Origin of the sequence: Aeromonas sp. R4-3 (assembly GCF_040908275.1) — a bacterium.
Lineage (GTDB): Bacteria > Pseudomonadota > Gammaproteobacteria > Enterobacterales > Aeromonadaceae > Aeromonas > Aeromonas rivipollensis.
Window position 1 is genome coordinate 20,153 of sequence record NZ_JBFODK010000050.1, and the last position, 19,843, is coordinate 39,995.

Genomic DNA, 19,843 nt, shown 5'->3' on the forward strand with positions numbered 1-19,843 from the left:
CTGGAACCTGAAGAAAAAACCTAACCCCGTCTGGCATTCAGAAAGCGTGCGGGGTTGACCTGACGACCATCTTTCAACACTTCGTAATGCAGATGGACCCCGGTCGCACGACCGGTACGCCCCATCAAGGCAATCTTCTGGCCCTCATCGACCAGGGTGCCCACATCCACCAACAACTTGGAGTTGTGGGCATAACGGGTCACCAGACCATTGCCATGGTCTATCTCCACCATGTTGCCAAATTGCGGGTGGCGGCCTGCCCAGCTGATGATCCCCTTGCCGGTTGCCAGGATGGGAGTGCCAGGCTTGCCACGAAAATCCACCCCCTTGTGCATCTTGGCGCGACCGTTGAACGGGTCAACCCGCCCACCGAACCCGGAGGAGATCCAGACTCGCTCCTGCTTCACCGGTGAACCCGAGATGAAACCGGCATCGGTGATATGGTGATTCATGATGAAAGATTCAAGTACCGACAGCTGTTCTTCACGGCTGCTGAGCTGCTGGCTGAGGTGTTTCATGGAGGCTTGCAGCTCGCCCAGGTTCACTTCCAGCTCTTCGTCATAGGAAGGGCCGCCCATGGGGGGCAGCTCCTTGAAATTGAACTCGTCGGGATCGAGGTCTGCCTTCTCGGTCAGACGCTCGCCGAGCGCGTTGAGGCGACCGAGCTGCCCCTGCATGGTGCCCACCTGGGCGGCCAGCATGGCAAGCTGTTCACGGGCTTCATCGGCCCCTTGCGTGGATTTTTGCTGTTCGGCCATGGCCAGCGCGACTTCCAACGCCTCCATTTTCTGGTGCCAGCTCTGCCAGAGCCAACCACCACTCAGTGCCAATACAGTGAAGAGGATACCGCCGACCCAGGCCAGACGTTGTTTGGGTAAGTGCAACTTGCGGCGCTGCTTACCGTTGAGGATCAGGGTAATGCTCATAGAAATCTGTCTTCTCGGTCAGGTGAGGCCAGGAGCCTGCACGGGCAATAAAACCGGGAGATAATCGGTATTAAAGGATGGAATAAACAAATGACAGGACGTCGGTGCGGAGAGATGACCGACGTCCTGTTGCACAGCTATCAGGCCAGAACCAGACCGTTATCGTAGTAAGCGATGGGCGCTTTGTCGCCCTCACCCTCGAAGGTCACCAGTTCCCAGGCCTCCTGCTTGGCCAGCAAGGCACGCAGCAGTTTGTTGTTCAGGGCATGGCCCGTCTTGTAGGCACGGAATTCGCCGATGATGCTGCGGTTGCACATATAGAGGTCACCGATGGCATCCAGCATCTTGTGCTTGACGAACTCGTCCTCGTAACGCAGACCATCTTCGTTCAGCACCCGATAGTCATCCAGTACCACGGCGTTTTCCAGGCTTCCGCCCAGGGCCAGGTTCTGGGAACGCAGGTACTCGATGTCACGCATGAAGCCGAAGGTACGGGCACGGCTGATCTCTTTCACGAAAGAGGCACCGGAGAAATCCAGCACGCAACGCTGGTTGCGGCCTTCAAATACCGGATGCTGGAAATCGATCTCGAGATCCATTTTGAAGCCGTTGCGATAGGGGTGGAATTCCGCCCACTTGTCGCCGTCTTCAACCCGCACACTCTGCTTGATCCGCACGAACTGCTTGGGCGCATTCTGCTCACGTATACCCACTTCTTGCAGCAGGTAGATGAACGGGTGCGCACTGCCATCCATCACCGGGATCTCGGGGGCATCAACCTCGACATAGAGGTTGTCGATCCCCATCCCGGCCAGGGCGGCAGAGAGGTGTTCGATGGTTGACACGCGGACACCGGCTTCGTTTACCAGAGCGGTACAAAGCACGGTATCACGCACCTGATCGGCGTTGGCTGGCAGCGCGACCACAGGATTCAGATCGGTACGCAAGTAAACGATCCCTGTGTTCACAGGCGCCGGACGGAACGTCATTGTGACTTTCCGGCCCGAATGCAGGCCCACACCGGTGGCCTGGACACTCGTTTTCAAGGTTCTTTGTCTAATCATGGGCGTATCCGCTTAACAGCTCAAATTCCTGACCAGATGGTCGTTGCCGGGCCATCTTAGCACAATCCTTAAGCAACAAACAAACCAGGTCCATGCGAGACTTAGTCAGCTTGCTTGCGCAGGAACGCAGGAATATCGAGATAATCCGGTTCGCGACGAGCTTGCGGCTCGGCGTTCACCACCTTGGCCGGGGCCTCTTCCATCACGCGAGACTGCAGGGCTTCGCTGATCAGGGGCTGACGGGCCGGACGCTCTTGTACCATGTTGTTCTTGACCAGCGTGATGTCGGGCTTGCGCTCGGCACCGATGCCGGTAGCCACCACGGTGACCCGCAGTTCGTCGTGCATTTCCGGGTCGATTACGGTACCCACCACTACGGTGGCGTTCTCGGAGGCGAAGGCCTTGACCGCGTTACCCACGGTTTCGAACTCTTCGATGGTCATGTCCATGCCGGCGGTGATGTTGACCAGGATGCCACGGGCACCGGCCAGATCCACGTCTTCCAGCAGCGGGCTGGAGATGGCCTTCTCGGCCGCTTCTTCGGCACGGTCATCACCGGAGGCGGAGCCGGTACCCATCATGGCGGTACCCATCTCGCGCATCACGGTACGCACGTCCGCGAAGTCGACGTTGATCAGGCCCGGACGGGTGATCAGCTCGGCAATGCCCTGTACCGCACCCAGCAGTACATCGTTGGCCGCCTTGAAGGCGTCCAGCAGGGAGATGCCACGACCCAGCACCTTCAGCAACTTGTCGTTGGGGATGGTGATCAGGGAGTCGACGTTCTTGGACAGCTCCTCGATACCGTGAGCGGCGAAGCCCATCCGCTTCTTCCCTTCGAAGGAGAACGGCTTGGTCACGACGGCGACGGTCAGGATACCCATCTCGCGGGCCACTTCGGCCACGATAGGTGCGGCACCCGTACCTGTACCACCACCCATGCCGGCGGCGATGAACACCATGTCTGAACCGGTCAGCAGCTCACGCAGCGCTTCCCTGTCTTCCATGGCGGCATCACGGCCCACTTCCGGATTGGCTCCGGCTCCCAGACCCTTGGTGATACCACCGCCGATCTGCAGAGTCGTGTTGGCACTGGAGTTGCGCAGTGCCTGGGCGTCGGTGTTGACGGTAATGAACTCAACACCCTCGATGTTTTGACGAACCATGTGTTCGACTGCGTTGCCGCCGCCGCCACCCACACCTATCACCTTGATGACGGCTTCGTCAGTGTGGCTATCCATAAATTCAAACATGTTGTCTCTCCGCTTTATTTGCTGACTGACGCAAAATCTTTAGAACTCGCCACGCAACCAGTTGCTGACCCGTTTGACCAGCCCACCTACGCTTGCCTTGGCGGCATATTCCTTGCTACTGCCGGTGGATTGATTGGTACGGCCGTACTGCAGCAGCCCGACCGCGGTCGAGTACACAGGTGCCTGCACGTAATCGCTCAATCCCCGAATGTTCATGGGTTCGCCCACCCGGACCTGGCTCTGGAAGATCTGCTCTGCGCACTCCACAATGCCTTCGATCTGGGCCGCGCCACCGGTCAATACCACACCGGCCGCCAGCTGATGCTTGACCCCCTGTGCCTTCAATTCGCTCTGCACCCGTACCAGCTCGTCATTCACCATGGAGAGCAATTCCGTGTAACGGGGTTCAATCACTTCAGCCAGTGTCTGCCGTTGCAGGCTACGCGCCGGGCGACCGCCGACACTGGGGACTTCAATATTGTCTTCTTTGCTGACCAGGCGGCCGAGGGCGCAACCGTAGCGCACCTTGATCGCTTCGGCGTCCAGCGGCGGTGTGCCGAAGGCGTAGGCGATGTCGCTGGTCACAGTGCTGCCGGCGTACGGGATCACCTTGGTGTGACGCAGGGCACCGCCGGTAAACAGCGACATGTCCATGGTACCGCCACCTATGTCCACCACGCAGACACCCAGCTCCTTCTCGTCTTCGGTCAGCACGGCATAGCTGGAAGCCAGGGCCGAAAAGATCAGCTGATCCACTCGCAGACCCACCTTCTCCACACACTTCTCGATGTTGCGAGCCATGTCGTTGTGGCAGGTGATCAGGTGCACCTTGGCCGCCATCCGCACGCCGGAGAGACCGACCGGATTCTTGATGCCTTCCTGATAGTCGATGGCGAACTCCTGGGGCAGCACGTGCAGCACCCGCAGTTCGTCCGACAGTCGCACCGACTTGGCGGTGTGGATGACGTTGTCCACGTCCTCCTGGGTCACCTCTTCATCGGAGATGGGCACCATGCCGGTTTCGTTGCGGCAATCGATGTGCTTGCCGGACAGCCCCAGATAGACGGAGCTTATCTGGCAGTCGGCCATCATCTCGGCCTCTTCCACCGCGCGGCGCAGGGACTTGACCACGGAGTCGAGGTCATTGACCCCGCCCTTCTCCATCCCGCGAGAAGCGTGGCTGCCCATGCCGATGACATTGAGTTCGCCATCGGGCAATACTTCGCCAACCAGTACCGCCACCTTGGTCGTGCCGATATCCAGTCCGACAATCAAATTTCTATCTGCGGTGTTGGTCATTCACTTTCTCTTCGCTTTTCTTCCAGCCAACTGCCATTCCGGTGTCGTATCGAAGATCCACGTAAGCAACCCGCTCACGGGGTTCGATGACCGGAAAGGCATCGATAAACCGCTGCAGGCGAAGCGCGATATCCGAGCGCCCCACGAACAGCTGAATGTTGCCATCCAGGGTCAGTTCCCAGGCATGGCGGGGAGTCAGATTCACCCCCAACAACTTGTATCCCTTGGCCGCCAGCAGCGTCTCGTACTGATGGCTGGCTTCCAGCACCTTGGCGGCCTGATCATCGGGCCCGGACAACTGCATCAGGGGTTTCTTCACCCTGTCCGGTGCACTGAACACCTCACCCTTGGTGTTGACGAAGCGGTTGCCGTTCCAGCGTGCCGCCACAGCCTGTTCGGTGAGGTAGACCTTGATCTTGTTCGGCCACTTCTTGCGTACCGAGACCTGGGCCACCCAGGGCAGGGCGTTCAACCGCCCCTGCAATTCGTTCACGTCCAACTCGAAGAAGTTGCGCAACTCGGCGCCATCCAGCACGGCGGCGCGCAACTCATCGGCTTTCAAATATTCGTGTTGCCCCTGCAGCAACAGCTCGCTCATGGGCAACCGACTGGCATCTGTCAGCCAGTCTTTAACATCCAGCGCAGTCTGGTAGAGCCCCCACATGACCAGGATGAAAAATGCCACCCCGGCGATGAAGCCCCCCTTGGTGCGCCCTTGTGCCCTTGCCTCCACCCGATCTATCCCCGTATAACGCGCCATGCCGGCCACTTGCAGACCGGTTCGCCATTATATAGGCCTCGGCTTGGCGGTCAAAATACTCATTGGGCCCTCAGGCACCGGATTTCATGCTATCCACGCTCAATTTCATCTCACCGAGACGGCGGGCCAGTGCCCCGACGTTACCGGCGCCCTGAGTCAGCACCAGATCCCCCTCGCCGATCAGGTCGGCCAGCACGGCCGGCACATCGTCAGGGGTTGCGACAAAGATGGGTTCCAGGGTGCCGCGAGAACGGATGGAGCGGCACAGGGCACGGCCATCGGCCCCCGGGATCGGCTCTTCACCGGCGGCATACACCTCCAGCATCACCAGCACATCCACCTTGGAGAGCACGTCGGCGAAATCTTCATAGAGATCCCGGGTCCGGCTGTAACGGTGCGGCTGGAACACCATCACCAGTCGCTTCTCGGGCCAGCCGGCGCGGGCGGCATTGATGGTCACCTTGACTTCGCTCGGGTGGTGGCCGTAGTCGTCCACCAGCATGGCCTTGCCACGCCCCGTCTCGAACTCGCCATATTGCTGGAAGCGGCGACCCACACCTTCAAACTTGGCGAGCGCCTGGATGATGGCCTCATCGCCAATGCCGTCTTCGGTCGCGACCGCGATGGCGGCGGCGGCGTTGAGGGCGTTGTGAATGCCCGGCAGATTCAGGGTCACGGTCAGCTCGCCAGCATCCTTGCGGCGCACCCGGAAGCGGCTGCGGTTGCTGGTCTGCACAAAGTCCAGCACCTGTACGTCGGCATCCTCGGCAAGGCCGTAGGTCAGGGTCGGACGGGCGATCTCCGGCAGCATGCCACGGATCACGGGGTCATCCACACACACCACGGCCAGACCGTAGAACGGCAGGTTGTGCAGAAAGTCGATGAAGGTGGCCTTGAGCTTGGAGAAGTCGCCGCCATAGGTGTCCATGTGATCTGCTTCGATGTTGGTCACGATGGAGACCATGGGTTGCAGATGCAGGAAGGAGGCGTCGCTCTCGTCCGCCTCGGCGATCAGGTAGCGGCTGCTGCCCAGGCGGGCGTTGGTGCCGGCGCTGTTGAGCAGACCGCCGATGACGAAGGTCGGGTCACGGTCGGCTTCGGCATAGATGCTCGCCACCAGGCTGGTGGTGGTGGTCTTGCCGTGGGTGCCGGCGACGGCAACCCCGTGGCGGAAGCGCATCAGCTCGGCCAGCATCTCGGCACGGCGCACCACGGGAATGCGCAGCTCACGGGCAGCCAGCAACTCGGGGTTGTCCTGCTTGATGGCGGTAGAGACCACCACCACGCTCGCCTCGTTCACGTGCTCGGCACTGTGCCCCACGAAGATATGGGCCCCCAGGGACGCGAGCCGCTCTGTCACCGCATTGCGGGACAGATCGGAGCCGGAAATCTGGTAGCCCTCGTTGGCAAGCACCTCGGCGATCCCGCCCATACCGGCACCACCTATGCCGATGAAGTGGATGCGACGCACGCGGCGCATTTCGGGGATCACGGTACGCAGTTTTGCCAGTTCAACCTTGGTCATAGCTCTCTCTTCAAGTCTGCCGTCAGCGGTTTGCGCTCGGCGGCATCAATAAATACGGGGACAAGACTGCACGGCCTGGCCTGTGCAATCTTGCTCAACATGCTTTCTCGCTCTGCCCGCTGGCGAGCCGCTTGCACTCATCGGCAACCCGCTCGGCGGCATCTATGATGGCCACGCGACGGGCGGCCTGGGCCATGTTCAACAGTGTCTCCCTGCGTCCGGCGAGCCAGGAGAGACGCGCAGCCAATGAGGCCGGGGTCAGCTCGGACTGGGGCAGGAATTCGGCCGCCCCGCCGTCGACCAGGGTCAGGGCGTTGCGGGTCTGGTGATCATCCACCGCATGGGGCAGCGGCACGAAGATGGCGGCCACACCGGCGGCAGCCACTTCGGAGACCGTCAGGGCCCCGGCGCGGCACACCACCAGATCGGCCCAGGCATAGGCATCGGCCATGTCCTTGATAAACTCGCTCACCTCGGCCTCGACGCCCTGCTCGGCATAGGCCTGGGCGACAGTCTCCCGGTTGCCCTTGCCACACTGATGACGCACTTCAATCGGCACGCCGGCGGAGGCCACCGCTGGCGGCACCTGCTCGTTGAGCACCCGGGCACCCAGGCTGCCACCGACGATCAGCAGGCGCAGCGGTTCGCTGCTGCTGCGCAACTGGGGATCCGGCAGGGCCACCACCTCGGGGCGCACCGGATTGCCCACCACTGCGGTGCGGGCACTCGGCGCAAAGGCGCCGGGGAAGGCCATCAGCACCCGCTTGGCGAGGCGGGCCAGCAGCTTGTTGGTGAGACCGGCCGCCGCGTTCTGCTCGTGCAGCAGCAAGGGAATACCGGACAGCCAGGCCGCCACCCCGCCCGGGCCTGAGGCGAAGCCCCCCATGCCGAGCACCACATCAGGACGAATGTTTTTCAGCACGCGACGTGCCTGCAGCACAGATTTCACGATGCGATAGGGGGCGACCAGCAGCCGCTTGATGCCGTTGCCACGCACCCCCTGAATGTCGATGAAGGAGATGGGGTAACCGTGGGCGGGCACCAGCTCGGCCTCCATCCGGTCGGCGGTACCGAGCCAGTGAATGGTCCAGCCCTGGGCCTTGAGGCGATCGGCCACGGCCAGCCCGGGGAACACATGGCCCCCGGTACCACCCGCCATCACCAGTAACGTCTTGCTCACGAAACCTCCCGCACACGCGCCTGGGCACTGGCCTGGCGCAACTCGAAATCGATACGAATCAACATGCTCACCGCCACCATCATGATGATGAGACTGGAGCCGCCGTAGCTGACCAGCGGCAGGGTCAGGCCCTTGGTCGGCATCATGCCGCTGGCGGCACCGACGTTGACGAAGGTCTGGAAACTGAACCAGATGCCAATGCCGATGGCCAGATAACCTTCATACAGCCGTTCGGACACCAGCGCCTGGTGACCGAGCTTGAGCGCCTTCACCGCCAGCGCAAAGATGAGGAAGAGCGCACCCAGCACCCCCACGTAGCCCAGCTCCTCGCCCAGGATCGCAAACACGAAGTCGGTGTGGGCCTCCGGCAGGTACTCCATCTTCTGGATGGAGTTGCCTAGCCCCTCGCCAAACCAGCTGCCACGGCCGAACGCCATCAGGGACTGGGTCAGCTGATAGCCGCTGCCGAAGGGATCGGCCCAGGGATCCAGGAAGGAGGTGACCCGCCGCATCCGGTAGGGCTCTGCGATGATCAGGGTCACCACGGCGCTCACCCCCACCAGGATGAGACCGATGAACTGCACCATGCGGGCCCCCGCCAGGAACAACATCCCGAGGGAGGTGACGAACATCACCACCACGGATCCCAGGTCGGGCTGGGCCAGCAGCAAGGTGGCCACCACGAACAGCACCGCCATGGGTTTCATGAAGCCGATGAAGCGCTCGCGCACCTCGCTCTGGCGGCGTACCAGGTAACCCGCCAGATAGACGAACAGCGCCAACTTGCCGAATTCCGCCGGCTGCAGGTTGAAGGGGCCGAGCGGCAACCAGCGCACCGAGCCGTTGACGCTGCGCCCCACCAGCAGCACCAGCACCAGCATCACTATGGCGAGCAGCAGCATGGGGCCGTTGTACTGCTGCCAGCGCGCCATGGGCACCTGCAGCACGAACCAGGAGATGCCGAGCGCCATCACCAGGAAGAGACCGTGCCGCTTCACGAACATGAAGGGGTCATCGCCCAGGGCAATCCCTTCGGGAATGGAGGCAGAGGCCACTATCACCAGGCCCACCGACATCAGCGCCAGCGCCAGCACCACCAGTTGCCTGTCGTAGAGACCGGCGGGACGCGCCGGCAACAACCAGCGCTGCAAGAAGCCTGCGACGGCGCGAAGGGCGTTCATAACTTTTGTACCAGCTCGGTGAAGCGATCGCCGCGAGCCTCGAAGGACTTGAATTGATCCAGGCTGGCGCAGGCCGGCGCCAGCAGTACCCAGTCACCGGGTCTGGCATCGGCGGCTGCCTTGGCAATTGCGTCGTCGAGGGAGGCGACCTTCTCGGTCTGCTCACCCAGCGCGAGCAGTATGTCCGCGTCCTGACCGAAGCAGTACATGTGATCTATCTGGTTGCCGAGCAGTGCCTGCACAGGGCCGAAATCCTGTCCCTTACCCTGACCACCGGCCAGCAGCAGCAGGCGTCCCCTGACCGATTCACGCACCCCGGCCACGGCGGCCAGGGTGGCCCCCACGTTGGTGGCCTTGGAGTCGTTGATCCAGCGCACCCCGTTCACCTCCCGCACGAAGCGGGCACGGTGGGGCAGTCCTTCGAAGCGGCGCAGCACGGCGAGTTGCGGCTCGCGGGGAATGCCGACCGCATCGCACAGGGCCATGGCCGCCAGGGCGTTGGCCTGATTGTGGGCGCCGACTATCTTCATTTCGTCCACCGCCAGCAGCGGCTCCCCGTGCAGGGTCAGCCAGTGGCGACCCGCCAGCTCGCAGCGGCCGTAGCCGTTGCAATCCAGCCCGAAGCTCTGCCACACCTGACCCACGTCGGGCAGGGTCTGGGGATCGTCCCGGTTGACCAGGATGTGCTGGGAGTGCTGATGGATCTCCTGCTTGGCGGCGCGGTAATCCGCCATGCCCTGATAGCGATCCATATGATCCTCACTGAGGTTTAACACCACGGATGCCGCGGCACGCAGGCTGTAAGTGGTCTCCAGCTGGAAGCTGGAGAGCTCCAGCACGCAGAGATCCATGGGCTGCTTGAGCAGCTCCAGCGCCGGGGTGCCGATGTTGCCACCCACCCCCACCTTGAGGCCCGCCTCGGCGATCATCTCGCCGACCAGGGTGGTGACTGTGCTCTTGCCGTTGGAGCCTGTGATGGCAATGACTGGGGTCTGGGTCTCGCGCACGAACAGCTCTATGTCGCCGACGATGCGCACCCCGAACTCGGCCGCGGCCTTCAGCTCGGGCGTTGCCAGGGCGATACCCGGGCTCGCCACTATCATGTGCGCCTGCTTGAGCAGATCGCCGTCCAGCCCGTGGATCAGCTCCACCTCGGGGGGAAGTTGTTCCTTGCCCGGGGGATTGGCGCGGGTGTCCATCACCAGGGGCGTGACACCACGACCGAGGAAGTAGTCGACGCAGGAGAGTCCGGTTTTGCCGAGTCCGATGATGATGACCATGGCTTACCTCACCTTCAGGGTGGCGAGGCCGAGCAGCACCAGCATGAGGGTGATGATCCAGAAGCGCACAATGACGCGCGGCTCCGGCCAGCCCTTCTTCTCATAGTGGTGATGGATGGGCGCCATGCGGAAGATGCGCACGCCGCGCAGCTTGTAGGACCCCACCTGCAGTATCACGGAGACTGTCTCCATCACGAAGACGCCCCCCATGATCACCAGCAGGAACTCCTGGCGCACCAGCACGGCTATGGTGCCAAGTGCCCCGCCGAGGGCCAGGGAACCGACGTCCCCCATAAAGACCTGGGCCGGATAGGTGTTGAACCAGAGGAAGCCAAGCCCCGCACCGACGATGGCGGTACAGACGATCACCAGCTCGGAGGTATAGGGCACGTAGGGAATGTGCAGGTAGTTCGCGAAGTTCACGTTGCCGGTGGCCCAGGCGACAAAGGCGAAGCCCCCCGCCACCATCACGGTCGGCATGATGGCCAGGCCATCCAGACCGTCGGTCAGGTTGACCGCGTTGGAGGTACCGACGATGACGAAGTAGGTCAGCACTATGAACATCAGGCCGAGCTGCGGCATCACATCCTTGAGGAAGGGCACCACCAGCTGGGTCTGGCCGTCATGGGTCGCAGTGGCATAGAGGAACACGGCCACGGCCAGGGCGACCGCCGACTGCCAGAAGTACTTCCAGCGGGCGATCAGGCCGTCGGTGTTCTTGCGCACCACCTTGAGGTAGTCGTCGGCAAAGCCGATGGCGCCGTAGGCACCGAGCACGAACAGCACCAGCCAGACATAGGGGTTGTCGAGGCGGCTCCAGAGCAGCACTGAGATGAAGATGGCCGCAATGATCATCAGGCCCCCCATGGTCGGGGTGCCCTTCTTGCTGAGGTGTGACTCTGGGCCGTCGTTGCGGATCACCTGACCGAATTTCAGGATCTGCAGGCGGCGGATGAGGCGCGGCCCCATCCAGAGCGCCACCACCAGACCCGTGATGATCGACAGGATGGCGCGGAACGTCAGGTAGGAGAAGACGTTGAAGAAGGTGAAGTGCGGGGTGAGCAGTTCCGCCAGCCAGACTAGCATGTGGCTGACTCCTGACGGTCAACGACCATCTTGACGATATCTTCCATGCGGGAACCGCGGGCACCCTTGACCAGGATCGAGATTTCTTGATGTGTATTTATCATTTGCGCAAGCACTTCAAACAACGACGCCTTGTTATCGAAATGTCGACCCGCCGCGGCATCTGCGGTGTGACGACTCTGTTCCCCTACCGTCAGCACGGCGTCGAGGCCCTGCTCGCGGGCGTGGTGTCCGACCCGGGTGTGCTGGGCCGCGGACTCCTCACCCAACTCCTTCATGTCACCGAACACCAGCACCTTGTAGCCGCCCATGGCGGTCAGGGCATCGATGCCCGCCAGCACGGACTCCACGCTGGCGTTGTAGGTGTCATCCACCAGGGTGAGACCACCCCAGCGTTGCACGCAGAAGCGGCCCTTGACCGGTGCCATCTGCTCCAGCCCCGCCTTGACGGAAGCGAGGGAGGCGCCCAGCGCCAGACAGCCGGCGGCGGCAGCCAGGGCATTGGCCACGTTGTGGCGGCCCGGAATGGCCAGGGTCAGGGTCAACTCTCCCTGCGGGGTCACCATCACAAATTCGGCGCAGCCCTGCCCGTTGAGCGCTATGTCACGGGCATGGAAGGGCTGACTCTGATCTTCGAGGGAGAAGGCGCACCGAATGCCCTTCTCCTGCCACTTGGGCCAGAACTCGTTGTCGGCATTGACGATGGCGGTGCCACCCTCGCCCAGGCCCTCAAAAATTTCGCTCTTGGCGTGGAAGACCCCTTCCAGGGAGCCGAAGCCTTCCAGATGGGCGGCGGCCACGTTGTTGATGAGGGCGGCATCGGGCCGGGCCAGGGAGGTGGTCCAGGCGATCTCCCCCGGGTGGTTGGCACCCAGCTCCATCACCGCAAACCGGTGCTGCGCCTCGAGGCGCAGCAGGGTGAGCGGCACCCCCACTTCATTGTTGAAGTTGCCGGCGGTGGCCAGCACCTCCCCCTCACCGCGCAGGATGGCGGTCGCCATCTCCTTGACCGTGGTCTTGCCACAGCTGCCGGTGATGGCCAGCACTTTAGGGTTGATGCGCTCGCGCACCAGCTTGCCGAGGCGGCCCAGTCCCTTGAGGGTATCGGCCACCACCAGTTGCGGTATGGCGAGCGGCAGCTCGCGCTCCACCAGCAGGGCAGAGGCCCCGGCGGCCAGGGCCTGGTCGCAGAAATCGTGGGCATCGAAACGCTCGCCACGCAGGGCGACGAACAGCGCCCCCTTGCCCAGGGTGCGGGTGTCGGTACTGACTGCCGTGATCTCGAGATCGCCGCCGATCAGACGGGCATCGAGCACCTGCGCCAGGTCGGCAAGCCTGAGGGTCATCATCTGAATGACTCCATTAATGTGTGCAAGGCGGCCGCGACGGTTTCCCGGTCGCTGTAGTGCCGCTTGTCGGTTCCAATGATCTGATAATCCTCGTGGCCCTTACCGGCCACCAGGATGATGTCCTGCTTGCTCGCCTGACTGAGGGCCAGCCGGATCGCCTTGACCCTGTCGTGCTCGATCTGCACGGCAGCAGGATCGCGAAGGCCCGCCACCATGTCCGCCATGATCTGCTCCGGCGCCTCGGTACGGGGATTGTCGTCGGTCAGGATCACGCGATCCGCATGTTGCTCCGCCATGGCGGCCATCATGGGCCGCTTGCCGCGATCCCGGTCGCCACCACAGCCCACCAGGCACCAGAGCCGACCTTCGCAGTGCACCCGCAGGGCCTGCAATGCCTTCTCCAACGCATCCGGGGTATGGGCATAGTCGACCACCGCCAGCGGCGCCTTGCCACCGCCGAAGCACTCCATGCGACCGGTCACGGGTTGCAGTTTCGGGGCGCTGGCCAGCAGTGCATCGAAGTCATAACCCAGTACCAGCATGGCGCCCATGGCGGCCAGCACATTGCTGACGTTGAAGCGGCCGAGCAAGGGGGCGGATAATACACCATTCCCCCAGCTGGAGTTAATGCGCGTGTCAAATCCTTGTTGGTGGAAATGGGGATCCTGCGCCGTCAACTGTCGCCCGGCATGGTTTTCAATCGGGCCATGCACGCCGAAGGCCACCGCAGCGGGGTAGGCGGCCAGCCACTGGCGCCCCAGACGGTCGTCGGCATTGATGACGGCGCAGGGCTCGTCCACCAGTTTCAGCAACTCTTCCTTGGCGGCGCCATAGGCCTCCATGGTGCCGTGATAATCGAGATGATCCCGGCTCAGGTTGGTGAACACAGCCGCGGAAAACGGCAGGGCCGCCACCCTGTGCTGCACCAGACCGTGGCTGGAGACCTCCATCGCCACCAGATCGGCCCCCTGCTGTTGCAGGGCGGCAAGATTGGCCTGCACCTGGACGGCGCTGCCTGTGGTGTTTTCCGCTTCCACCAGTTCACCGAACATGCCATTGCCTATGGTGCCCATCACCCCGGCCTTGCCTCCCAGCAGGGTGCGCCAGTTGGCGACCAGCAGGGCAGTGGTGCTCTTGCCGTTGGTGCCGGTGATGCCCACCAGTTGCAGCTTCTGCGCCGGATAGTCATAGAAATGGCCGGCCAGTTCGGAGAGACGAGCGGGCAGATCCTTGATCCCGAAACAGGGGACCGAGGTGGCGGGGGCCACGAATTCCCCATCCTCCTCAAACAGGACGGCGGTCGCTCCCTGGGCCACCGCCTGTTCGATGAAACGCCTGCCATCCATCTGGTGGCCCCGGATTGCCACGAAGAGAGAACCGGGCCCGACTCGCCGGCTGTCGAGCTGGATGTCGGTGAGCGCGAGCGCCGGGGCATGGATGCCAAAATGGCTCATGAGTTGATCAAGTGCGCGGGGCGGCAACATGGGAAGCCTCCGAATGGGCAGGAATGCAGGCGCTCAGGGAATGCGGCGCCATGGAAAACACCCCGACAGTCGCGGGGTCGACAGAGAGAAACGGATGCCAATCAGGTACGAGGTGCGCCATGGGCGGCCTCCGTACGGGCAAGCTTCGCCGGCACCTCGGGGGGGATGGCGTCGGGACGAATGTTGAAGAGCTGCAGCACGCCCCCCATGGCCTCGGCGAACGGCGGGGTCGCCACGGCACCGCCGTAGTAGGCATCGCCCTTAGGCTCGTTGATCACCACCACCATGACGAAGCGGGGGTTGCTGGCCGGGGCGAAACCGGCAAACCAGGCCATGTAATCCTTGCCGTAGCCACCGGCGACGGCGACCTTGGCGGTACCACTCTTGCCGCCGACCCGATAACCCGGGATCTGCGCCTTGGGAATGGCATTGCTCACCACGTACTCCAGCGCCTGCAGCATGGCGGTGGCGTTGTTGTGGTCGATGACCTGCTCACCCTTGGGCGGCGTGGTCACCTTGATGATGGAGAGCGGCACCCGCTTGCCCTTGTTGGCCAGGGTCGCGTAGGCGGAAGCCAGCTGCAGCGGGGTGACCCGCAGGCCATAGCCGAACGACAGGGTCGCCCGCTCGATGTCGGACCAGCGGCGGCGCTGGGGCAGCATACCGCCGCTCTCTCCCATCAGGCCACTGCCGGTATCCATGCCGAAGCCGACCATGCTGAGGGTGTTGATCATCTCCTGGGCCGGCATCCGCAGCGCGATACGCGACATGCCGATGTTGGAGGAGTAGCGCAGTATGTCGTACAGGTTGGTCGCCTTGTGAATGCTCACGTCGCGGATCTGCTTGGCCCCGATGAACAGGGGACCACCGGGTATGGTGTCCTTCCAGCTGGTGACTCCCGCCTGCAGGGCGCTCAACAGGATCAGCGGCTTGACGGTCGAACCAGGCTCGTAGGTGTCGGTCACCACCCGGTTGCGCACCCGGAAGCTCTGGTACTGGCCCCGGTTGTTCGGGTTGTAGGAGGGGGTATTGACCATGGCGAGCACTTCGCCGGTCTTCACATCCAGCATCACCATGGAGCCGGAGGTGGCCTTGTTCTCGTCGGTGGCGCGCTTGAGGGCACGGTAGGCCAGCGCCTGCACCCGCTGATCTATGCTCAGTTGCAGATCGTTGGCGTGCTTGCCCTCCTTGACCAGTCCGAGCCGCTCGATGACCCTGCCCTGCCTGTCCTTGCGCACCCGCATCTCGCCAGGGGTCGCAGTCAGCCATTCGTTGTAGCTGCGCTCTATCCCCTCGATGCCGCTACCGTCTATGTTGGTCACCCCCACCAGGTGGGCGCTGATCTCGCCGGTCGGGTAGAAACGGCGCGCCTCGGGGCGCAGGTAGATGCCCCCCAGCTTCAAGCCCTTGATGTATTCCGCCACGGCAGGCGTGACCTGGCGCTGCAGATAGACGAAGCGCTTACTGGGGTTGGAGATGCGGTGCTTGAGGGTGTTGATGTCGAGCTTGAGCACGGCGGAGAGCGCCAGCCAGGCGCGCTCGTTGTGGATGGCGCCGGACTCGTGCACCGTCTTGGGATCGGCCCAGACCGCCTCGACCGGCACCGAGACCGCCAGCTGCTCGCCGTTGCGGTCGGTGATCATGCCGCGCACCGCCTGGGTGGAGGTGGTGCGCAGGGAGCGCATGTCCCCCTCCTGGCGCAGCCTGTCCGGATCTATCACCTGGATCCAGGCCAGCCGCAGGATCAGGCCGGCAAACGCAATCCCGATGAAAAACACCAGGGTGCGAAAGCGCCACGGGTAGAGTGACGGAGCTTTAGCCTTGGCTTTGTCCTTTGCCGGAGCCTTGGTGGCGGCCTTGCGTGTCATGGTTGTGTAATTACCTTCTCGGTGGTCACCAGCGGGCGAGCCATCTGCAATTTATCCATGGCCAGACTCGCGACACGGGAGTGTTCGGCCAGGGTGCCCTGCTCCAGCAGCAGGTGCCGCCACTCGATGTTGAGTCTGTCCTCTTCCGCCATCAGGTCATTCTGCTTGGCCGTCAGCCCCCGGGTCATGTTGGTCACCAGGATCACCGCAAAGGCGGTGATCAGCACGGCCAGGGTCAGCACGACCTGCAACTTGTGGCGCCAGAGATCACCGATGATCTCCCTGGACAGATGAATACGTACCTCGCTCATGACTCAATCCGCCAGACGCTGGGCGACTCGCAGCACAGAGCTGCGGGATCGGCTGTTTTCGGTGACTTCATGTTCGGAAGGTTTGAGCGCCTTGCCGACCGACTTCAACTTGCGGCCACCGGCCAGTTGCGCCTCGGTCAACGGGATGCCATGGGGCACTTCCGGCCCCTTCTCGTGCTTGCGGATGAAGTGCTTGACCAGACGGTCTTCCAGAGAGTGGAAGCTGATGACGGAGAGGCGACCCTCGGGCGCCAGCGCCTGCAGAGCACCGTTCAGCGCGGTTTCGATCTCGTCCAGCTCGCTGTTGATATAGATGCGGATGGCCTGGAAGCTGCGGGTTGCCGCATGCTTGCCCTTCTCCTTGCTCGGGTTGACCCGGGCAATCATCTCCGCCAGCTGGCGGGTGCGCACATAGGGTTCGGTGACGCGGTCATGGACGATGGCACGGGCAATCTTCTTGGCAAAACGCTCCTCGCCGAAGGTCTTCAGCACCCAGGCGATGTCATCCACATCGGCCTTGGCCAGCCACTGCGCGGCGCTCTGGCCCGTGGTCGGGTCCATCCGCATGTCGAGGGGGCCGTCTTTCATGAAGCTGAAACCGCGCTCGGCGTCGTCGAGCTGGGGAGAAGAGACCCCCAGATCCAGCAGGAAGCCGTCGACTTTGCCGAGCAGGCCGCGATCGGCCAAATAGGTGGTGATACCGGAGAAGGGACCGTGCACTATCTCGAAGCGGGGATCCTGGATCTTGGCCGCCTCGGCAATGGCCTGGGGATCCCGGTCTATGGCGATCAGCCGACCCTGCGGACCGAGCTGTTGGAGAATGAGACGAGAGTGACCACCCCGGCCAAAGGTACCGTCGACGTAGATACCGTCCGGCTTGATGGCCAGCCCTTCGACGGCTTCGTGCAACAGCACTGTGATGTGTTCAGCGGCTTGGGTCATTTATAAAGAAAAATCCTGTAGTCGTGGTGAACTTGCCCAGTCGTCCTCGGGCAGGCCCAGGATGTCGTCATTGATCTGTTGTTGCCAGCGGGCTTCATCCCACAACTCAAACTTGTTGAGCTGGCCTACCAGCATGATCTTCTTGTCCAGCCCGGCGTGGCTACGCAGTGGCTGGCTCAGCAGCAGACGGCCATTGCCGTCCAGTTCGCACTCGGTGGCATGTCCGAGCAGCATGCGCTGCAGGCGGCGTTCCGCCGGATTGGTACTGGAAAGGGTCTTGAGCTTGCGCTCTATCTCTTCCCATTCACTCAGGGGGTAAAGCAGCAGACAGGGATGGGCTATGTCGATGGTGCAGACCAGCTGGCCGTCGCGCTCGGAGCGCAGCCAATCTCGATATTTGGTCGGAATCGCCAGTCGCCCTTTGCTGTCCAGGCTGATGGCGTGAGCGCCACGCAACAAATTGCAGTCCCCGAAGGTGAGTTATGGAGGCAAATTGCCCAATAAAACCACTTTGATCCACTTTTCTCCACCATGAAGTTTAAGGACGAGCAGGGGGCTTTTCAAGCAAGGATCTCAGGCATGGGGAACATATTGACGCAGCGCGGGGAGGCTACAGATTAACTGAGTTGATTTTCCACAAGTTATTTGTGTTAACAGCCATAGGATTAATTGCGAACATTTTTAAAATGAACAATGTGAAAGAAGTAAATCATGCTGGAGTCTCCCCTCTTTTTACACACTAGTGCATGACAAAAGTATGCAAACAAAAAAACAACAACTTGATTTATAAGGTATTTTTATAATCCCCTCATGTCGGCCAATATCGCCGTTCAATCTTTTACTATTTCTACCGCTATAAAAAAGAGCCTCGCGATAAATCGCAAGGCTCTTCAGGAATAGGTCGGAGTCGGCCTGTAAGCCGGGTTCTGTACCGGGTTGCCCCGGGTAGCAATCATTCCTCTAGGCCAGCAATCGCTCACTGGCTCAAGCAACCTACCCGCCCCCAACGCGGGCCGCGCCAATAGGGGCCTATTTGGTCTTGCTTCGGGTGGAGTTTACCGTGCCACGAACTGTTGCCAGTCGCGCGGTGCGCTCTTACCGCACCCTTTCACCCTTACCTGATCCCTTGCGGGCCATCGGCGGTTTGCTCTCTGTTGCACTGGTCGTAGGCTCGCGCCTCCCAGGCGTTACCTGGCACCCTGCCCTATGAAGCCCGGACTTTCCTCCCCTCCGCCCGTCTGTCCCGAGGGACACAACGACGAAGCAGCGATTGCCCAGCCGACTCCGAGGCGCGGATTATAGCCTCGTGACACAGTGGGGTAAACCGGCAATTCCCGTTTGCAGCAATTAATAGTGCGCCAACCCCTGCCAGCCGGGCCCACTCTTGCGGGCCCCCTGGCCTGCGCCAGTCAGCACGCTCTCATTTTGCCTATTTTTACGCCTTGGCGGTACTCATTTGACCCGCTTGCACGGCTCAGTGGTGCTCGAGACCGTATTTGTAGAGGGCATTCTTCTTTACGCCGTGGATCTCGGCGGTGAGAGCAGCCGCTTTTTTCAGCGGCAGCTCCGCCACCAGCAGCCCCAGGGTGCGGATAGCCTCGGCGGGCAGCTCTTCATCCACCTTGCTGGCACCGGCGACCACCAGCACGATTTCGCCGCGGCAGCGATTATCGTCTTCCCCAAGCCAGGTCAGCATCTCGGAGGCAGGCAGACCGTGGATGGATTCGAAAGTCTTGGTCAGCTCGCGGCACACCACCACCTGGCGTTCACCGAGGATGCGAGCGATGGCTTCCACCGTATCCTGCACCCGGCGCGGCGACTCGTAGAACACCAGGGAACGGGTGTCTTCGATGACGGCCTGAAGCCGATCGTCACGCCCCTTGGCTTTTGCCGGCAGAAACCCTTCGAAGGCGAAGCGATCTGTGGGCAGACCGGCGGCAGAGAGTGCCGTGATGGCGGCGCAAGGGCCCGGCAGCGGCACCACCTTGACCCCGGCCTCGCGACAGCGGGTGACCAGGTGATAACCGGGGTCGCTGATGAGCGGCGTACCCGCATCCGAGACCAGGGCGACGCTCTTGCCCTCCTTGATCCGGCCGATCAGCACATCCGCCTTCTGCTGCTCGTTGTGATCGTGCAGGGCGAAGGTCGGCACCGAGATCTGGTAGTGGCTGAGCAGGATGCCGGAGTGCCGGGTATCTTCGGCGGCCACCAGATCGACGCTGCGTAAAATGTCCAATGCACGCTGGGTGATATCCGCCAGATTACCGATGGGAGTGGGGACTATATACAGGGTTGGGGTGTCACTCATGGGATCTCCGAGTGTCCCGACAATTGT

At 62.2% G+C, this 19,843-nt stretch carries 17 protein-coding genes and 1 other RNA gene; all 18 read right to left on the reverse strand.

The genetic code is table 11. From position 1 onward, the window contains the following. Positions 1 to 20 precede the first annotated feature (20 nt). The 18 genes from AB5Y91_RS14795 to rsmI all read right to left on the reverse strand — a co-directional run bounded on the left by AB5Y91_RS14795 (position 21) and on the right by rsmI (position 19,816). On the reverse strand, positions 21 to 926 hold the full coding sequence (locus tag AB5Y91_RS14795) for a M23 family metallopeptidase (protein WP_025328452.1): 906 nt from the start codon (positions 924 to 926) through the stop codon (positions 21 to 23). A gap of 140 nt (positions 927 to 1,066) precedes the next feature. Continuing rightward, a complete protein-coding gene (gene lpxC, locus AB5Y91_RS14800; RefSeq protein WP_041204903.1) occupies positions 1,067 to 1,990 on the reverse strand; it encodes a UDP-3-O-acyl-N-acetylglucosamine deacetylase in 924 nt (307 codons plus the stop codon). Between the two features lie 101 nt (positions 1,991 to 2,091). Next, complete coding sequence (gene ftsZ, locus AB5Y91_RS14805; RefSeq protein ID WP_005305686.1) at positions 2,092 to 3,243, reverse strand: cell division protein FtsZ; 1,152 nt, start codon at positions 3,241 to 3,243, stop codon at positions 2,092 to 2,094. 39 nt (positions 3,244 to 3,282) lie between these two features. Next, the gene (ftsA, locus tag AB5Y91_RS14810) at positions 3,283 to 4,542 is read right to left on the reverse strand and encodes a cell division protein FtsA (protein ID WP_025328454.1); all 1,260 of its coding nucleotides are present in this window, start codon (positions 4,540 to 4,542) and stop codon (positions 3,283 to 3,285) included. Next, positions 4,523 to 5,275 (reverse strand): cell division protein FtsQ/DivIB, encoded by a 753-nt coding sequence (locus tag AB5Y91_RS14815; RefSeq protein ID WP_025328455.1) that lies wholly within the window; start codon positions 5,273 to 5,275, stop codon positions 4,523 to 4,525. The genes ftsA and AB5Y91_RS14815 overlap by 20 nt, the downstream gene beginning before the upstream one ends. Positions 5,276 to 5,372: 97 nt before the next feature. Next, positions 5,373 to 6,827, reverse strand: a complete 1,455-nt coding sequence (murC, locus tag AB5Y91_RS14820) for a UDP-N-acetylmuramate--L-alanine ligase (protein WP_171276948.1) — start codon at positions 6,825 to 6,827, stop codon at positions 5,373 to 5,375. 94 nt (positions 6,828 to 6,921) lie between these two features. Further along, positions 6,922 to 8,007, reverse strand: a complete 1,086-nt coding sequence (gene murG, locus AB5Y91_RS14825; RefSeq protein ID WP_368170150.1) for an undecaprenyldiphospho-muramoylpentapeptide beta-N-acetylglucosaminyltransferase — start codon at positions 8,005 to 8,007, stop codon at positions 6,922 to 6,924. Continuing rightward, positions 8,004 to 9,188: a cell division protein FtsW gene (gene ftsW, locus AB5Y91_RS14830; RefSeq protein ID WP_162627267.1), complete on the reverse strand. Its 1,185-nt coding sequence runs from the start codon at positions 9,186 to 9,188 to the stop codon at positions 8,004 to 8,006. Before ftsW ends, murG begins: the two co-directional genes overlap by 4 nt. After that, on the reverse strand, positions 9,185 to 10,468 hold the full coding sequence (murD, locus tag AB5Y91_RS14835) for a UDP-N-acetylmuramoyl-L-alanine--D-glutamate ligase (RefSeq protein ID WP_368170151.1): 1,284 nt from the start codon (positions 10,466 to 10,468) through the stop codon (positions 9,185 to 9,187). Before murD ends, ftsW begins: the two co-directional genes overlap by 4 nt. A 3-nt stretch (positions 10,469 to 10,471) precedes the next feature. Beyond that, the gene (gene mraY / locus AB5Y91_RS14840) at positions 10,472 to 11,554 is read right to left on the reverse strand and encodes a phospho-N-acetylmuramoyl-pentapeptide-transferase (RefSeq protein ID WP_005332102.1); all 1,083 of its coding nucleotides are present in this window, start codon (positions 11,552 to 11,554) and stop codon (positions 10,472 to 10,474) included. Next, a complete protein-coding gene (murF, locus tag AB5Y91_RS14845) occupies positions 11,548 to 12,903 on the reverse strand; it encodes a UDP-N-acetylmuramoyl-tripeptide--D-alanyl-D-alanine ligase (protein WP_368170152.1) in 1,356 nt (451 codons plus the stop codon). The genes mraY and murF overlap by 7 nt, the downstream gene beginning before the upstream one ends. Beyond that, on the reverse strand, positions 12,900 to 14,384 hold the full coding sequence (gene murE, locus AB5Y91_RS14850; RefSeq protein ID WP_368170161.1) for a UDP-N-acetylmuramoyl-L-alanyl-D-glutamate--2,6-diaminopimelate ligase: 1,485 nt from the start codon (positions 14,382 to 14,384) through the stop codon (positions 12,900 to 12,902). Before murE ends, murF begins: the two co-directional genes overlap by 4 nt. Positions 14,385 to 14,488: 104 nt before the next feature. Beyond that, on the reverse strand, positions 14,489 to 16,255 hold the full coding sequence (locus tag AB5Y91_RS14855; RefSeq protein WP_106885645.1) for a penicillin-binding transpeptidase domain-containing protein: 1,767 nt from the start codon (positions 16,253 to 16,255) through the stop codon (positions 14,489 to 14,491). Then, entirely contained in the window at positions 16,252 to 16,566 is a 315-nt protein-coding gene (ftsL, locus tag AB5Y91_RS14860; RefSeq protein WP_025328463.1) for a cell division protein FtsL, read from the reverse strand. Before ftsL ends, AB5Y91_RS14855 begins: the two co-directional genes overlap by 4 nt. Before the next feature lie 3 nt (positions 16,567 to 16,569). Further along, on the reverse strand, positions 16,570 to 17,508 hold the full coding sequence (gene rsmH / locus AB5Y91_RS14865; protein WP_139745600.1) for a 16S rRNA (cytosine(1402)-N(4))-methyltransferase RsmH: 939 nt from the start codon (positions 17,506 to 17,508) through the stop codon (positions 16,570 to 16,572). Then, the gene (mraZ, locus tag AB5Y91_RS14870; RefSeq protein WP_005332092.1) at positions 17,509 to 17,967 is read right to left on the reverse strand and encodes a division/cell wall cluster transcriptional repressor MraZ; all 459 of its coding nucleotides are present in this window, start codon (positions 17,965 to 17,967) and stop codon (positions 17,509 to 17,511) included. A 440-nt stretch (positions 17,968 to 18,407) separates the two neighbouring features. Then, positions 18,408 to 18,794: RNase P RNA component class A (gene rnpB, locus AB5Y91_RS14875), an RNA gene on the reverse strand. Positions 18,795 to 18,982: 188 nt separating this feature from the next. Beyond that, entirely contained in the window at positions 18,983 to 19,816 is an 834-nt protein-coding gene (rsmI, locus tag AB5Y91_RS14880; protein ID WP_139745541.1) for a 16S rRNA (cytidine(1402)-2'-O)-methyltransferase, read from the reverse strand. Positions 19,817 to 19,843 lie beyond the last annotated feature (27 nt).

What these genes read in the sequence shown, in the direction of transcription:
- murC (WP_171276948.1), bottom strand. Translation starts at nt 6,827, where the DNA reads ATGACCAAGGTTGAACTGGCAAAACTGCGTACCGTGATCCCCGAAATG.
- murD (WP_368170151.1), bottom strand. Translation starts at nt 10,468, where the DNA reads ATGGTCATCATCATCGGACTCGGCAAAACCGGACTCTCCTGCGTCGAC.
- ftsL (WP_025328463.1), bottom strand. Translation starts at nt 16,566, where the DNA reads ATGAGCGAGGTACGTATTCATCTGTCCAGGGAGATCATCGGTGATCTC.
- ftsW (WP_162627267.1), bottom strand. Translation starts at nt 9,188, where the DNA reads ATGAACGCCCTTCGCGCCGTCGCAGGCTTCTTGCAGCGCTGGTTGTTG.
- ftsZ (WP_005305686.1), bottom strand. Translation starts at nt 3,243, where the DNA reads ATGTTTGAATTTATGGATAGCCACACTGACGAAGCCGTCATCAAGGTG.
- rsmI (WP_139745541.1), bottom strand. Translation starts at nt 19,816, where the DNA reads ATGAGTGACACCCCAACCCTGTATATAGTCCCCACTCCCATCGGTAAT.
- lpxC (WP_041204903.1), bottom strand. Translation starts at nt 1,990, where the DNA reads ATGATTAGACAAAGAACCTTGAAAACGAGTGTCCAGGCCACCGGTGTG.
- mraY (WP_005332102.1), bottom strand. Translation starts at nt 11,554, where the DNA reads ATGCTAGTCTGGCTGGCGGAACTGCTCACCCCGCACTTCACCTTCTTC.
- rsmH (WP_139745600.1), bottom strand. Translation starts at nt 17,508, where the DNA reads ATGACCCAAGCCGCTGAACACATCACAGTGCTGTTGCACGAAGCCGTC.
- AB5Y91_RS14795 (WP_025328452.1), bottom strand. Translation starts at nt 926, where the DNA reads ATGAGCATTACCCTGATCCTCAACGGTAAGCAGCGCCGCAAGTTGCAC.
- AB5Y91_RS14855 (WP_106885645.1), bottom strand. Translation starts at nt 16,255, where the DNA reads ATGACACGCAAGGCCGCCACCAAGGCTCCGGCAAAGGACAAAGCCAAG.
- ftsA (WP_025328454.1), bottom strand. Translation starts at nt 4,542, where the DNA reads ATGACCAACACCGCAGATAGAAATTTGATTGTCGGACTGGATATCGGC.
- murF (WP_368170152.1), bottom strand. Translation starts at nt 12,903, where the DNA reads ATGATGACCCTCAGGCTTGCCGACCTGGCGCAGGTGCTCGATGCCCGT.